The sequence below is a fragment of the Mucilaginibacter auburnensis genome (genome assembly GCF_002797815.1).
Classification (GTDB): Bacteria; Bacteroidota; Bacteroidia; order Sphingobacteriales; family Sphingobacteriaceae; genus Mucilaginibacter; species Mucilaginibacter auburnensis.
Genome location: NZ_PGFJ01000001.1, coordinates 2,159,831 through 2,174,104, shown reverse-complemented (window position 1 = coordinate 2,174,104; position 14,274 = coordinate 2,159,831). Strand labels below are relative to the sequence as shown.

Annotated in this window: 15 protein-coding genes and 1 pseudogene; 6 read left to right on the top strand and 10 right to left on the bottom strand. The window is 39.6% G+C overall.

Features of this window, described 5'->3' with window-relative positions; translation table 11 throughout:
* Nucleotides 1-6: 6 nt before the first annotated feature.
* Genes bioA through CLV57_RS09700 form a run of 3 tightly spaced genes read right to left on the bottom strand, consistent with a single transcriptional unit; the run spans nucleotide 7 to nucleotide 2,687 of the window.
* A complete protein-coding gene (bioA, locus tag CLV57_RS09710) occupies nucleotides 7-1,278 on the bottom strand; it encodes an adenosylmethionine--8-amino-7-oxononanoate transaminase (protein WP_100341101.1) in 1,272 nt (423 codons plus the stop codon).
* Nucleotides 1,265-1,711: an NUDIX domain-containing protein gene (locus CLV57_RS09705; RefSeq protein WP_100341100.1), complete on the bottom strand. Its 447-nt coding sequence runs from the start codon at nucleotides 1,709-1,711 to the stop codon at nucleotides 1,265-1,267. Before CLV57_RS09705 ends, bioA begins: the two co-directional genes overlap by 14 nt.
* 1 nt (nucleotide 1,712) lies before the next feature.
* Nucleotides 1,713-2,687 carry a cation diffusion facilitator family transporter gene (locus CLV57_RS09700; RefSeq protein WP_100341099.1) on the bottom strand — a complete coding sequence of 325 codons (975 nt, stop codon included), beginning with the start codon at nucleotides 2,685-2,687 and terminating at the stop codon, nucleotides 1,713-1,715.
* A 162-nt stretch (nucleotides 2,688-2,849) separates the two neighbouring features.
* Between CLV57_RS09700 and CLV57_RS09695 the strand changes: the two genes are divergently transcribed.
* Entirely contained in the window at nucleotides 2,850-4,043 is a 1,194-nt protein-coding gene (locus CLV57_RS09695) for a pyridoxal phosphate-dependent aminotransferase (protein WP_211290042.1), read from the top strand.
* 296 nt (nucleotides 4,044-4,339) lie between these two features.
* Here the strand turns inward: CLV57_RS09695 and CLV57_RS09690 are convergent, their stop codons facing one another.
* On the bottom strand, nucleotides 4,340-4,846 hold the full coding sequence (locus tag CLV57_RS09690) for a hypothetical protein (protein WP_100341098.1): 507 nt from the start codon (nucleotides 4,844-4,846) through the stop codon (nucleotides 4,340-4,342).
* A gap of 81 nt (nucleotides 4,847-4,927) precedes the next feature.
* Here CLV57_RS09690 and CLV57_RS09685 point away from each other — a divergent pair, with 81 nt between their 5' ends.
* The 3 genes from CLV57_RS09685 to CLV57_RS09675 all read left to right on the top strand — a co-directional run bounded on the left by CLV57_RS09685 (nucleotide 4,928) and on the right by CLV57_RS09675 (nucleotide 8,292).
* A complete protein-coding gene (locus CLV57_RS09685) occupies nucleotides 4,928-5,650 on the top strand; it encodes a class I SAM-dependent methyltransferase (RefSeq protein ID WP_100341097.1) in 723 nt (240 codons plus the stop codon).
* A gap of 79 nt (nucleotides 5,651-5,729) precedes the next feature.
* Nucleotides 5,730-7,781: a TlpA family protein disulfide reductase gene (locus tag CLV57_RS09680; protein WP_100341096.1), complete on the top strand. Its 2,052-nt coding sequence runs from the start codon at nucleotides 5,730-5,732 to the stop codon at nucleotides 7,779-7,781.
* 88 nt (nucleotides 7,782-7,869) lie between these two features.
* The gene (locus CLV57_RS09675) at nucleotides 7,870-8,292 is read left to right on the top strand and encodes a secondary thiamine-phosphate synthase enzyme YjbQ (protein ID WP_100341362.1); all 423 of its coding nucleotides are present in this window, start codon (nucleotides 7,870-7,872) and stop codon (nucleotides 8,290-8,292) included.
* A gap of 42 nt (nucleotides 8,293-8,334) precedes the next feature.
* Here the strand turns inward: CLV57_RS09675 and CLV57_RS18750 are convergent.
* From CLV57_RS18750 to CLV57_RS09650, 6 genes and pseudogenes are all read right to left on the bottom strand, one after another.
* Nucleotides 8,335-8,712, bottom strand: a pseudogene (locus CLV57_RS18750) (luciferase domain-containing protein); the annotation flags it as partial.
* 2 nt (nucleotides 8,713-8,714) lie between these two features.
* On the bottom strand, nucleotides 8,715-9,614 hold the full coding sequence (locus CLV57_RS09670) for an SRPBCC family protein (RefSeq protein WP_100341095.1): 900 nt from the start codon (nucleotides 9,612-9,614) through the stop codon (nucleotides 8,715-8,717).
* 20 nt (nucleotides 9,615-9,634) lie between these two features.
* The gene (locus CLV57_RS09665; protein WP_100341094.1) at nucleotides 9,635-10,567 is read right to left on the bottom strand and encodes a TIGR01777 family oxidoreductase; all 933 of its coding nucleotides are present in this window, start codon (nucleotides 10,565-10,567) and stop codon (nucleotides 9,635-9,637) included.
* Nucleotides 10,568-10,580: 13 nt separating this feature from the next.
* A complete protein-coding gene (locus CLV57_RS09660; RefSeq protein WP_100341093.1) occupies nucleotides 10,581-11,393 on the bottom strand; it encodes a DCC1-like thiol-disulfide oxidoreductase family protein in 813 nt (270 codons plus the stop codon).
* A gap of 51 nt (nucleotides 11,394-11,444) precedes the next feature.
* A complete protein-coding gene (locus tag CLV57_RS09655; RefSeq protein WP_100341092.1) occupies nucleotides 11,445-11,951 on the bottom strand; it encodes a GbsR/MarR family transcriptional regulator in 507 nt (168 codons plus the stop codon).
* 79 nt (nucleotides 11,952-12,030) lie between these two features.
* Nucleotides 12,031-12,990 (bottom strand): GlxA family transcriptional regulator, encoded by a 960-nt coding sequence (locus CLV57_RS09650; RefSeq protein ID WP_100341091.1) that lies wholly within the window; start codon nucleotides 12,988-12,990, stop codon nucleotides 12,031-12,033.
* Between the two features lie 148 nt (nucleotides 12,991-13,138).
* On the opposite strand from CLV57_RS09650, the gene CLV57_RS09645 reads away from it, so the two are divergent.
* A complete protein-coding gene (locus tag CLV57_RS09645; RefSeq protein WP_100341090.1) occupies nucleotides 13,139-13,561 on the top strand; it encodes a VOC family protein in 423 nt (140 codons plus the stop codon).
* A 47-nt stretch (nucleotides 13,562-13,608) separates the two neighbouring features.
* Entirely contained in the window at nucleotides 13,609-14,106 is a 498-nt protein-coding gene (locus CLV57_RS09640; protein WP_100341089.1) for a DinB family protein, read from the top strand.
* The last annotated feature ends 168 nt before the right edge of the window (nucleotides 14,107-14,274 follow it).

Below are 14,274 nucleotides of genomic sequence, written 5' to 3'. Positions count from 1 at the left end.
TAATTACTAATCACCAATCTCTATTAACGCCTCTTCAATTTTGCCGTAAATGTAATGCAAGTCTTCATTGCTTATGCAATACGGAGGTAAAATGTAAATAACATTTCCTAACGGACGTAAAATAATACCAGCTTTTAAAAAGTACTGATACAAAGTATCGCGTAACGAACTAAAATAGGAAGTATTTGAACCTGTATCCCATTCCATAGCTAAAATTGTACCCGTTTGCCTAACCGATTTTAATTTAGGATGCACTTTAACGCGATAAGCAAACTCAGCGTGTTGTTCAACAATACGGTTTATATTTTGAATGGTAGCATCCTTTAAAAATATATCCATGCTGGCTAACGCGGCTGAACAGGCAATTGGATTAGCAGTGAAAGAATGACCGTGAAACAAGGTCTTCAATTTATCATCGCTTAAAAAAGCATCGAAAACAGTTTGTGTGCAGGTAGTTATGCCAAGCGCCATAGTGCCGCCTGTTAAGCCTTTTGAAAAGCACATAATATCCGGCTGCTCTGTAACATGGTTGCAGGCAAAGGGCTTACCTGTACGACCAAATCCAGTGAATACCTCATCATCTATTGTTAATACCCCTTCCGCTTTACAATGGGCCATTAACTCATTGAGATATCTCGCTTCATACATCAGCATCCCGGCAGATCCCTGCACCAACGGTTCAAAAATGAAACAAGCTAATTGAGATTTAAGGTTTGAGATTCGAGATTTGAGACTTTGAATGTTTTCTGCATCAGGCAGATCAATGAACTCTACTTCAAACAAAAGCGAATCAAAAGCTGCCGTAAAAGCACTCCGTCCGCTTACGGCCATAGCGCCAAAAGTATCGCCGTGATAAGCATTGTTAAATGCCAGTATTTTTGTACGCTGCTGCCCTTGATTGTGCCAGTATTGCAGGCACATTTTAATAGCCACTTCAACAGCTGTTGAGCCGTTATCCGAATAAAAGACTTTTTGTTGATTTCCAGGTAAAATGGCCAGTAAACGCTCAGCTAATTCAACAGCTGTTGGATGCGTAAACCCTGCAAAAATTACATGTTCCAATTGCTTTAACTGTTCGGCAACTTTCTGCGCAATATGCGGATGCGCGTGCCCGTGTATATTGGTCCACCATGACGATACAGCATCAATATACCTGGTGCCGTCTTCTGCAAATAAATAGGCCCCTTCACCTTTAACTATTGGCACCGGCAATGCGGCCGTTTTCATTTGGGTATAAGGGTGCCATATTACTTTTTTATCTCTCTCAACTAAATCCATATTGCTGTTTTAATAATTTAACCACATGCTGATCGATGGGAAAAGTCACATCTTCCACCTTTAATTCACTAACTTTAAGCCAACGGAAAGCCTGTAAAACATCTCCCTCACTATCAAAATCAAAGGGCTTATTTTTAAAGTTAAGTTGAAGCGCATGTATATTTTTAACTGTATAATAGATACTTATGATTTGCGCATCGCTAAATGCCGATTTGATAAAAAAATCGGTGGTGTAAAAATGATCCACCACCTCAATTTCAGCGTTGCACTCTTCCACAAATTCCCGCTTTAAGCCATCAATGGTACCTTCGCCATACTCCAAACCACCGCCCGGAAATTTAGAGAATTGCATGCCGTATTGTTTCTCATCGCTTATTAATATTTCATTATCAGCGTTAATAAGCAAGCCATAAACACGAATACTATGCTGCATTTTACTTCTCAAAATGTTTCTTGTTACGGATAACCCTGTCCAGCGTCCATACAATTTCTTCGCGCTTACTTTCGAAACGTATTGGGCAATTGGGCATTTTACAATAATGGCAACAATCAGGTAAACATGGGTCGGTGTGAATGAACAGCTCTGTGTTGGTTACTTCACTGTTAATTAACTTATCCACCAAAGAAACCTCGTCATGCACCTTGTTCAGATCAAAATAATTAGGCAAGGTTAAATGGCAGTCAATGTGTAATTCGTTGCCATACTGTTGAGCTCTAAAATTGTGGATGTCAATCCATTCAGGGCGGCGGTTATCATTTAATACCTTAACAACCTTATCTACCATATCAAAGTCGGCCTCATCCATCAACCCGCCAACGGAACGGCGCACCAGCTTGTAGCCTGTAAAAACTATGTAACAGCCTACCATTATTGACAGGATGTTATCTAATATCAACAAACCGGTAAAATTGATGAGTAATAAGCCAATTACCAGGCCGCCGCTGGTTACCATATCAGTAAGCAGGTGTTTACCATCGGCTTCTAAAGTTATTGATGATAAAACCTTTCCCTGCCTAACCATATAATACCCCAGCGCGCCGTTTACAGCACCGGTTATTCCAATTATCACCGCACCTACTAAAAGATTGCTTACAGCGTGCGGATAAAAAAAGCCATATGATGCCTTTACAATAATCATGGCACCTGCTAAAAGAATAAGCGCCCCTTCTATAAAAACAGAAAAAAACTCAATTTTTCCGTGTCCGTAAGGATGGTTCGCATCGCGTGGCTGTGCTGATAGATAAATGCTAAAAAAAGCAAACGAACTGGCTATTACATTCACTACGCTCTCGGCAGCATCCGTCAAAATAAAGGTTGACGATGTTAACAGGTAAGCGCCAAACTTGGCCAGCATAAGTACGGCACCGGTTATCAGTGAAATTAATATAATTCTTTTTTGTTGATGCAAAGCGTTTGTTTTACGACGGCAAATTTAGGAATAACAACGTCAATTAGCCCAATTTGTTCCTTTTGTTTGGTAGCAAAATATTACATAAAAAGACCACCTTATTGTCTACCTGTTTAGTATAGAATTTCTATCTTTGCGCCCGAAACCATCTAAAAATCAAAAATGACTGCACTTAGTAACAGGATAAACAACCTGTCGGAATCAGCAACTATCAAAATGGCCAAAATGGGCCGCGAACTTGCCGCTAAAGGCGTTGATGTTATTAATCTGAGCTTTGGAGAGCCCGACTTTAACACTCCTCAGCATGTTAAGGATGCCGCGAAGAAAGCACTGGATGATAATTATACTTATTATACTCCGGTTTCAGGTTATCCTGAATTGCGTAAGGCAGTGGCCGCCAAGTTGAAGAACGAGAACGGCCTTGACTATGATTTTAGCCAGATAGTTGTATCAACCGGTGCTAAGCAATCAATTGCCAACACGCTGTTGGTTTTGGTTAATCCGGGCGAGGAAGTAATTATCCCTACTCCATATTGGGTATCGTACTCAGAACTGGTAAAACTTGCTGAAGGTGTGAGCGTATTTATTGACACTACTGTTGAGTCTGATTTTAAAATTACGCCCGAACAATTAGAGGCAGCAATTACGCCAAAAACTAAATTGTTTATGTTCTCATCTCCTTGTAATCCTACAGGTAGTGTTTACACTAAAGAAGAGCTGGAAGGCTTAGCTAAAGTATTTGAGAAATACCCGGATGTTTACATTATGGCCGATGAGATCTATGAGCACATCAACTTTATGGGTAAACATGAGTCAATTGCTCAGTTTGACGCCATTAAAGACCGTGTTATAATCATCAACGGTTGGTCAAAAGGTTTTGCCATGACCGGCTGGCGCTTAGGCTACACTGCATCAAACAAAGAAATAGCTGCCGCTATTGACAAATTGCAAGGCCAGGTTACTTCAGGTACCTCATCAATCACTCAACGTGCCGGTTTAGCTGCTTACGAAGGTGGCTTAGAAACAGTACTTGAAATGCGCGAAGCTTTTCAAAAACGTCGCGGTATTGTTTATGATCTACTGAGTTCAATTCCCGGCATCAAAGTAAACCTGCCCCAGGGTGCATTTTATTTCTTCCCTAACGTTACAGCTTTCTTTGGCAAAAGCTATAATGGCAGAACTATAAACGATGCTGATGAACTTAGCGTATATTTACTGGAAGAAGCACATGTTTCAACGGTGGGTGGCGATTCATTCGGTGATAAAAAATCTATCCGTATATCTTACGCAGCGTCCGAAGAGAAACTTGTAGATGCTATGACCCGTATCAAAGCAGCTTTGGCGAAATTACAATAGTATAAAATCAAATATTTTGAAGCCTCTCAATAAAACGTTGAGAGGCTTTTTTATTTTGTAAAAATGCACTTTACAGAATGTTGTTCTAAACAACAAAAAGACTAAAAAATTCTATTACGCTTAACCATAGATTAACAAATACATACGAATAAGTCATATTTTAAAAAAACTGTGCTATTTAATTTGTTAGCGTAAAAGTTTAGCTATACTTTTAGGTGTGTTTTAACTAAACCTTATCACAATTTAACTGATTTTTAAAAAGCCTGACCCACCGTCGAGGCTTTTTTATTTAGGAATTATTGCTTCTTATAGAAAGTTTGCTCTACAAATTTGTACTCTGTACGCAGATCCAGTCCCCAGTTCAATCTTGGTAAACTGTTATATACTTTCTTAAGCGTCATGTCAGTTTCGGTAATACTTATAATTGACTTGTTTTCACTTCCCCCGTTTTTAGGTTTAAGCATCAAACTGGCACCGTTAATGGCATAATTTAAAAAAGCAGTTGTATCTGCTTTTAATACATTATTTATTGTATACGGTTTGCCGGTTACAAATGCGTTTCCATTAGCCTCATAAATTTCAAACCACCAATTAATATTGTTGGCAGCATTGTAATTTACAACTGTGTCTTTTAATATAGCATTGTCTTCAACACGATAAACTACCGTGTGGCGCTGGTATGCCTGCCATTTGCCGGCTATGAGTGATGCATTCTTAGCAGATATTTTAACACCATTGTCTTTTTGGCAAGATGCTATTAGAAGACACGATAATACGGCAAAGGAAAAATACTGAACTTTCATGGGATGATGTAAGGGTTAGATCACAACAAATTTATGATTTTGTTTTTAAGCGGAAAAGATGCTTTATAATACTTTTGAAACATGAACGACATTTTAGGTCAAGCTATTTTTAATTACTACAATAAGACATCTAAACAAAAGCTCTGGATACATAACCACTACGGTCCAAGGGAGGAAATGCCTTTGCGTGTTTATTTTAGAGGAGAAGATGATATGCCCGACCTTGAATGGCTGGCCATTGAACGTTGTTTTGGTAACGTATTGGATGTAGGTGCAGGCGCAGGCAGCCATTCGCTTGTTTTGCAACAGAGGAATATAGATGTAACAGCACTTGATATTTCTCCATTGCTAACTCAGGTAATGATTGGCAGAGGCGTAAAAAAAGTGGTTCAGGGCGATATTTACGTTTATAACGAACAGCAGTTTGATACAATTTTGCTTTTAATGAATGGTATAGGTTTGGCCGCTACAATTGGAGGTCTTAAACAATTACTTTTACATCTGAAAACACTGCTTGAGCCCGGAGGACAAATACTATTTGATTCATCCGATGTAGCCTATTTGTACGACGGCCATCCACCTGCCGGAAAATACTATGGTGAAGTAGCTTATCAGTACGCCTATAATAATTATAAAACCGACTGGTTTACATGGCTCTATATTGGTGAACACGCTATGCAAGAAGCTGCAAAAGAGTGTGGCTTTGATATGGAAGTTTTGTTGGAAGATGAGCATGCGCAATATTTGGCAAGGTTAACCATTGTTAACGACCAATCAGATAACGAACAATCAGATAACAATTAACATACATAGGATTGAAAAATTGTTAAAAAATTTGTTTTAATCAAATACTTTCGTACATTCACCTAAAACCATAGTTACTATGAAAAACCTAAAGCTTTTAGTGCTTATGCCGGGCATGTTGCTGGCCATGCACATTTCTTTTGCGCAGGGTACATCGCGCTTAAAATTTTCAAATCCTTATCCGGAAAGGAATGAGAAAGTAACATTTACTTATGATGTTCCTTCCAACCTGATAAAACCAAATGGAAAAATTGAAGGCACCGCCTGGTTTATTGAAGATACGGGCTACCCCTCTACTCCGGTAACTATAGAGGCAACCGGCCAATCTGTAAAAGGCGAATTTACCGTTTCGGGCGGTGCGCGTGCCTTTTTTATCAAGCTAAATAATGGCGCAACTATAGATAATAATGATGGCAAAGGCTTTATATCATTAGTGTATAAAGATCAAAAGCCATTAGAGGGCGCTTACGCAAGTAATGCGTTTATTTTAGGAAGCGGTATTGGTACAGCATATGCCAAAATTGACCAGAGCACTGAAGAGGCTATTGCTCTTTATAAGAAAGAGTTCGAACTGTACCCGCAAAGCGAAAAAAAATATAGCGCTAACTATTACAATTATTTGGCAGCCAATCCGGCTAATGCCGCCATTGTAAATAAAAAAATTGAAGCGTTACAAAATAGTTCTGACGAAAGCGACCTCATTTTAGCTACCCGCTTACTAAGGGCATCCGGTAAAACTTCAGCTATTGATTCATTAACTAAAGTTGCAAAGGAGAAATTCCCCACAGGCACGTTAGCTATGAGCGACGATATGTCTCTTCTTAATAAAGAAAAAGATCTCACTAAAAAAGATTCGCTGTTTAAAATCCTGCTTGTTAAGTATAAAGATGCGCCTGCAAATATGAAAGAAAGCATGATTTACAGCATGCTTGGCTTATATTTAAAAAACGGCGATACAAAAAGCTATGATAAGTACGCCGCCATGATCACCAATAAGCAAATGCTTATACAGGCGCTTAACAGCACCGCCTGGAACTGGGCGGTAGCCGGTGAAAGGTTGGAAGAAGCAGAAAAACTTTCTAAGCAGTCTATAGATATTGTATTGGCAAGCGCGGGCGTTGTATCGCCTACCGCACTAACCAAAGAAAATGGTGGTTTATTTTCTATGGTGGGAGATACATATGCTTACATTCTATTTAAAGAAGGAAAATTTGACGAAGCCGTTAAAACACAATCGCTCGTTTATGCAAGAGGTTCTGACAATACAGAAATTGTTGAACATTATGTACAAATGCTTAATGGCGCCAAAGATTACAAAACAGCCCTTGAAGTAGCAGAAAAGAGCATTAGAGCAGGAAAAACATCCGAAATAATTGAAGAAGGATTAAAAACAGCGTATCCTAAAGCGAAGGGCAGTATGACTGGTTTTGACACTTATTGGGCCGATGTACAAAAATCTATTAATGAGAAGAAGGAGCAGGAAAAGAACGAATTTGCTGCTAAACAGAAAGAACTTTTAGCTAATGTTAACTCTTCTTCCAATTTACAACAGGTTGCTAAGTTGAAAAAAGAACTTAGCAGTAAAATGATCAAAGAAGCAGCGCCGCTGTTTAGCTTGAAAGATCTTGACGGTAAAACGGTTTCATTAGAAAGCCTAAAAGGTAAAACGGTGGTTGTTGATTTTTGGGCCACGTGGTGCGGACCGTGTATCCAATCATTCCCAGGTATGCAAATAGCGCAGAACAAATACAAAAGCGACCGTAACGTTGTGTTCCTGTTTATTGACACATGGGAAAATGGAACCAACTACCTGCCTGGTGTTAAGAAATTTATTGCCGACAAAAACTACTCTTTTCACGTATTAATGGATGAAATGGGCGCTGATAAACGTCAATCTAAAGTGGTAAGCAGCTACAAGGTTGAAGGTATTCCTACCAAATTCATTATTGACAAAAATGGCGACATTCGCTTTAAGTATGTGGGTTACTCAGGCAGCACCGAGGGTGTTGTTAACGAAGTTACAGCTATGATTGAAATGCTTAATGATCCGGCATATAAAGCCGCAGCGCCGGGCACATCGGCCACGGGCGGATCAGCTCCGGCTCCACCCAAGCCAACTTTAAATAAATAATACACTAAATGCCCGGTAAGTCCGGGCATTTTTGTTTTAACCTGTATTGTACCAAATGCATAATTACCGCATTTTTGTTAGATACAACATGAAGATATTTCAAGAACATATTCAATTAAGCCAGCGTAGGCGAGGTTTCCATTTAATTACCACTGAAGTGCTGAATGCGCTACCACAATTGAGCGAAATCAAAACAGGTATCTGCCAGGTTTTTATACAGCATACCTCGGCATCATTAACCATAAATGAAAATGCCGACCCAACCGTGCGTAAGGATTTTGAGATGTATTTCAGCAAGACGGTTCCTGAGAATGACCCTGAATATCTGCATGATGATGAAGGGCCTGATGATATGCCCGCACACATAAAAGCATCAATGTTGGGCGCTTCGGTTACTATACCCATCAGCAATGGCCGATTGGCATTGGGCATTTGGCAAGGCATTTACCTTTGCGAACACAGGAACTATGGCGGCCAGCGGAATTTGATGATAACCGCCTGGGGAGTTTAGTGTTCTTTTACTTTTTAAGGCGTAACCAATTTTCAACAGCTGTATAGCATAGTCTTTATCGCTTTCGGTTTTAATATGAAAACTTATCCACCCGGACTTTCGGAAGGTGTGATGATCCCGAATCTTACCATCAGATATTAGCTGGCGTTTGAAGTCGCGGTTTAAAATCATGTCTAACAAGCCATTACCATGTATATGACCTATCTCGATCTCCTTCAAATCAAACTGAACTCCGCCATACTTGTGCAGTTTTTTGCTGACACCAGGCCATTGCTGCACCTCGAGTTCAATCTCATCTATTAGGTCTAATAACTCAGGATTGGTAAAGAGGGTAATTACTTTTAGCAAAACATCAAACAATAATGCTAAGCCGGGCACATGTTTTAAAAAGCCAAGATATTTTACAACAAAGTTAAACATGGCTACTGTTCGCTTAACTCTTTTAAATGTTCCATTACACGCCAATGCACATTGCGAGTTATGCTTTTTGCCCAAATATCATAATACCATGTTGGAAACACATACAGCCTGTACCAGCTATTGCCAGTAAGTGTGGTGGTGCCATCGCCGTTATCTTTTAAAATAAACTGGCCGCGCAGAATATCTATATGCCCCATAATTTCCGGGTCGCGGGGTTGGCGTGTTACATCAAAAGTAAGGTTGACATTTTTATTATAAGTCACTATTTTCTCGTCGAATACATAACCGTTGCTGAAAATACATTTACGGCCTGCGCCTAAATGATTGCCTGTAACTGTTGCTTCTACCGGACTGGGCATACCAATTTTAAATAGCCAGTATTTATTCTCTTCCCTAATGCGCTCAAATGATACAACGTTTCTCCAAACCTTATCTGGCGGAGCATTAATGATCAATTCATCAGATACTTTGTTTTCATAGTGGTGTTCTGATAGTGAGTCTGCAATGAAAACTAAAAATAAAGCGGCAAACACACTTACATTAAGAGTAGTATTATTCCGGTTGAAAACATTCTCGCCAATTTTAATCCCCAACCAAATAAAGACGAATAATAAAGGAGATACGATGATCAAGCATATTGCACCTTCCCCAAAAAACACGCTGGTTAGTAATATAACTGTGAGGCACAGAATTAGCGTTCTATTCAAAACGGAACGGGAAGATTGATTGGCTTTTCTGTAAAACCAGGCGTTGATCAATCCCATAATTATGGGTATAATGATAAATTCCGCGAATACAAAAGTACCGTCCTGTACAAAAAAGCGTGTGATGGCTAACATCACAACAGCAAATAAATTAGGGAAAAAGTAACTGTGGAATTGAGGTGTAAAAATGTATTTCATGATTAGATTTAGTGTTAAAATTATGCTTTGTTCTTGTTCATCAAAATATTACTAAATGCATGTTCAATATGTCTAAACTGAAATTGGAAGCCGGCATCTGTCAAGCGTTTAGGTAACACCCAACGGCTTTTTAAGGTCAGCTCTGTTTCGGTACCAATAACAACAGCACCAATTTTTAAAAGCCATGCCGGCGCGGGTAAACCAAATGGCATTTTACAAACTTTGCGCAACGTCTGCATCATGTCATAGTTATTTACCGGGTTAGGCGCTGTACAGTTTACCACACCTTTAATTTCGTTGTGTTGCAACAAAAACTCGGTAACAGCAGCAGCATCGTGTTCATGTATCCATGCTACCATTTGCCGGCCATTGCCCTGCTTACCTCCCATACCTAATTTCACTAAATTAAGCAAGCGGGGAAAAGCTCCATCTTTTACTCCCATCACTATGCTCATTCGTAACGCTACCTTTCTTGTTCGGGGAGTATTAGCTTTAAAAAACATTGCTTCCCACTCCTTGCACACTTCCACAGAAAACCCGGTACCTAACTCGCCGGTAAATTCGTCCTGCGGATGATCTTCAGCATGGCGGTAAATAGTAGCAGATGCCAGGTTGATCCAAAGCTTTGGCGGGTGAGCCAGTTGGGCAACAACTTTAGCTAACAAAGCTGTGGGTTGTAATCTTGATGCAAAAATTTCAGCTTTGTTTTTTTCAGTATAGCGGCAGTTTACGTTTTTGCCGCAAAGGTTGATCAGCATATCAGCGTTTTCTATTTCAGGCATCCAATCATCCTCTGTCTTTCCATTCCAAACGCGGGTAACCACATTGCCGTTAGGAGCATGATAGCTTCTGCTTAGTATGATAACTTCTTCAGCAAGATTTTTATAATAAGCAGCTAATACGCCACCCAGGTATCCGTTGCCACCTGCTAAAATTATTTTTTTGTATTTCATGATATGATAAGGTTTAAATCAGTATTAAAACAAGTACAACTAAGCGATAAACTACCCACGTAATAGTAAGCCACCAACCTAATTGCAGCAGCTTTGAGCGGCGGATGTGTCCAATAAACATCGCTCCGGCAACCAAGAGAAAATAGCTTAAATAAACCACCGGTAGATTACCTAACCAATTGCTCGCTATTAACATAATCCCGAGTAATAGCGCACCTGCAAAAGAAATAGTCATCATATTACCTAAATAGTCCCAACGTTTTTCATGAGCTATTAAACCGACAACAAATCCCTGACAAACTATCTGCCCTCCACAAATAAGATATTCTCTAAATGCACCGCCAACTGGTACCACGCCATCCAATATGATTGCGTATTGGGTAAGTATAAATGATGTTAAGAACCAGGTGATCATCAGGTACGCTACACGATAGTGCAGTTTAAACTGAGGTTGTAAACCATCTTGTTGCTTTACCGGTATAACCATTCTGCGGTTAAGAGATATAAAGGCATATAGCTTATTTAAAATCCACATCATCAGTTTAACACTTATCACTTTATGTACTACAGGATACCGGCTTGCATAAATTCTTAATATACTTTCGGCTCCATAACTAACCTCGCCTGTTTCTAAATTCACAAGAGCAATTTCATTAACTGCCCGCTGCCTGTCTACCAACGGACAAGTTGCTACCTCCAGCTCCTGTTGATATGACTTCCGTCCATTTTTGTCTATTAAACCTTGTTTTACAAGCGCGTTGCTGTAGGCATCACACACCGGGCATTCTGCATCAAAAAGTAACAGATGGTTGGCAAGTATTTTCATATCACATAAATTGTATTTTCAGAAAATATTGAAAATTTCAATCAAATTTTTTTATTTAAATATTTTAAGGATAGACCCCCAAAACCAGCTTTCTTCAGCCTTGATCATGGTATCTAAAGTTTTATCCACGTTTTTAGCCAGTTTATTGATGTCGGTTACCGACTTATTGAAGGTTTTGTAATCTTCGTCATTTTTGTTGCCTTCAACTTTGCTTAGCTCATCCAGCACCCTTAATACCGGCTCTAACTCACGTTTGCGACGTTCGCGGGCAACTTGCCTTGCAATGTTCCAGGTATCTTTATCGGCATAAAAATATTCCTTACGCTCACCGGCTTTATGTTTTTTTTCTACAAGCCCCCACCCCATCAGGTCACGCAGGGTCATGTTAGCATTACCACGGGATATTTTTAACTCTTCCATTATCTCTTCGGTGGTTAGCTCTCCGGGAGTTATCAGCAACAATGCATGTACCTGGGCCATAGTACGATTTATGCCCCACTCGGTGCCTAATTTGCCCCATGTTTCAATAAGCTTTTGCTTAGCCTCTGTTAATTGCATACACAAATATAAATACAATTTTAAACTTTCAAAACTTTTTGAAAGTTTATTCAGTTTTTATTTCCGGCCCTTTCACCTTTTATCCCATGTAAAACTTTTCTCTGTAACCCGTAGGCGTCATACCAACTGCTTTACGAAACACCTTACGGAAAGCTTTTGGGTCGTTGTAACCTGAGTTGAGCATTACCTCAGTCATTTGCTGGTTAGTTTCAATCAACAACTTTTTAGCAGCTTCAATTCTTGTTTTTTGAAGATACTCTATCGGCGTAACTCCTGTTACTTGTTTAAATCTGCGTAAAATGTTACGGCGACTGGCCGGTATTTCTTTGATCAGATCCTCAATGGTACTATTATGCCTGTACCCTTCTTCAATTCGTTTTTGTGCCATAGCCACCAATTGGTCGTTATGTTGTTGAGCTGGGTAAAACGTACTAAAATAGGTTTGCTGCTCGCGGTCCATATCTATAGAAAAAAGTTTTGCTATGCGTACAGCCATTTCCTTGCCGCAATGCTTTTGCAACAAGTGCAGCATCAAATGAAAACTTGAGGTAGAACCTCCGCTGGTATACAATCCGCCCTCTCCCGTCACAACTTTTTCGGGCTGAAGTTTAACAGCCGGAAATATAGCGTTAAATGCAGGACAGGCATCAACATGGGTAGTAGCCGGCTTCCCATTAAGTAAGCCTGTTGCTCCCAACAAAAAAGCGCCGGTACAAACGCACGCAATTTCGGCACCATTACTAAACTGTTGTTGTAGCCAAGGGATAAAAACCTGATTAGATGCGACAGCACTCGGTATATCATCCGACCGGAACGCAGGTACAAACACAATGTCCTGTTGAGGCGCATTGCCAATGTTGTCTAACTTATAACCATCAAATTCTGTTTTGCTTAACCCTGGCGCAATTAAAGTAATATTAAAGTATGGTGCACTACCATCTGCCTTATAATAACTGTTTACACTATCAAAAACATCAAGTATAGCAGCAACACTCAACAGACGATAGTTATGGGTAAGCAGAACACCTAAGTTTTTCATAGCTAAATTATTACGTTATACAATGATAAAAAATTTGTCTCAAATGCCCCCTATAATTGACTTCAACACCCATTTGACAATGCCAAAATACCAATTATTTTAGCATTATAAACAACAAGCAAATTTTAAACTTAAAAACACAACTGCAATGGCACTAATCAATCCTTATTTAAACTTTTTAGGTAATACCGAAGAAGCTTTTAACTTCTACAAATCAGTTTTTGGCGGCGAGTTTGCCATGGTAATGCGTTTTAGCGACACAGATCATGGCGCTAACCTGCCTGAAGAAGATAGAAACAAAATAATGCATATTGCATTGCCAATTGGTGGAAATATGTTAATGGCTACAGATTGCTTGCCATCTATGGGTCAAAGCCTTACTGCCGGTAATAATTTTTCCATTTCTGTAAATGGTGATAGTATGGAACATACTCAAAAAATATTCAATGAGCTATCCGAAGGGGGCACTGTTCTGGTCCCTTTAAAGAAAGAGTTTTGGGGAGATTACTTCGCTTTGTTCTTTGACAAATTTGGTGTGCAGTGGATGGTAAATTACCGGGATACCCAATAATATATAATTAGCAGGTGCTGCACAGCACCTGCTATAGCTCAAACACAATGGAAAACATAGCAACCCAACTAACTCAAACCAAAACTGATTTGATGGCTTCTCTTAACGCTATTCCTGAAAACAGGTTTAATGATGTTCCATTTGCAGGAAGTTGGACAGCCGGACAAGTGGCAGAACATCTATTAAAAGCCAACAATGTTGACGTTTTATACGCTGATACCGATGCCAGCAAAAGAACATCTAACGAGAAAATTCAAGCTATATCTGACATCTTCCTGAATTTTGAATTAAAGCTTGTTCCCCCTGCTCAAATTATTCCTTCAAACAACCTGCAACAAAAGCAGGATATGATCAGCAAACTAACAGGTATGTTTGATAAGTTAATTAACGCCGCTAACACACTTGAGCTTAATGTTATTTGCACGAGTTGGGTGATACCCGCGTTTGGGCCTTTAACCCGGTTAGAATTTTTATGGTTGTATAACGCGCATACTATACGTCATACCCGGCAAATACAGAATATTGCTGTAGCGCTTCCGGCTTGATGAACGTTTAATGATACTTTATTATGATAGTTGAAGTTTTCAAAACAAATGTGGAGGAAGTTGAACTGTCTGAACGTATAATTCAGCAGCTGTCTGCGCAATTTCCCGAGAGCCTTATCAATTTCGATATAGATGACTGTGACAAAATTTTGCGGGTGGAAGCAGCTG

What these genes read in the sequence shown, in the direction of transcription:
- CLV57_RS09650 (WP_100341091.1), bottom strand. Translation starts at nt 12,990, where the DNA reads ATGAAAAACTTAGGTGTTCTGCTTACCCATAACTATCGTCTGTTGAGT.
- CLV57_RS09705 (WP_100341100.1), bottom strand. Translation starts at nt 1,711, where the DNA reads ATGCAGCATAGTATTCGTGTTTATGGCTTGCTTATTAACGCTGATAAT.
- bioA (WP_100341101.1), bottom strand. Translation starts at nt 1,278, where the DNA reads ATGGATTTAGTTGAGAGAGATAAAAAAGTAATATGGCACCCTTATACC.
- CLV57_RS09655 (WP_100341092.1), bottom strand. Translation starts at nt 11,951, where the DNA reads ATGCAATTAACAGAGGCTAAGCAAAAGCTTATTGAAACATGGGGCAAA.
- CLV57_RS09670 (WP_100341095.1), bottom strand. Translation starts at nt 9,614, where the DNA reads ATGAAATACATTTTTACACCTCAATTCCACAGTTACTTTTTCCCTAAT.
- CLV57_RS09680 (WP_100341096.1), top strand. Translation starts at nt 5,730, where the DNA reads ATGAAAAACCTAAAGCTTTTAGTGCTTATGCCGGGCATGTTGCTGGCC.
- CLV57_RS09685 (WP_100341097.1), top strand. Translation starts at nt 4,928, where the DNA reads ATGAACGACATTTTAGGTCAAGCTATTTTTAATTACTACAATAAGACA.
- CLV57_RS09665 (WP_100341094.1), bottom strand. Translation starts at nt 10,567, where the DNA reads ATGAAATACAAAAAAATAATTTTAGCAGGTGGCAACGGATACCTGGGT.
- CLV57_RS09640 (WP_100341089.1), top strand. Translation starts at nt 13,609, where the DNA reads ATGGAAAACATAGCAACCCAACTAACTCAAACCAAAACTGATTTGATG.
- CLV57_RS09695 (WP_211290042.1), top strand. Translation starts at nt 2,850, where the DNA reads ATGACTGCACTTAGTAACAGGATAAACAACCTGTCGGAATCAGCAACT.
- CLV57_RS09660 (WP_100341093.1), bottom strand. Translation starts at nt 11,393, where the DNA reads ATGAAAATACTTGCCAACCATCTGTTACTTTTTGATGCAGAATGCCCG.
- CLV57_RS09675 (WP_100341362.1), top strand. Translation starts at nt 7,870, where the DNA reads ATGAAGATATTTCAAGAACATATTCAATTAAGCCAGCGTAGGCGAGGT.
- CLV57_RS09645 (WP_100341090.1), top strand. Translation starts at nt 13,139, where the DNA reads ATGGCACTAATCAATCCTTATTTAAACTTTTTAGGTAATACCGAAGAA.
- CLV57_RS09690 (WP_100341098.1), bottom strand. Translation starts at nt 4,846, where the DNA reads ATGAAAGTTCAGTATTTTTCCTTTGCCGTATTATCGTGTCTTCTAATA.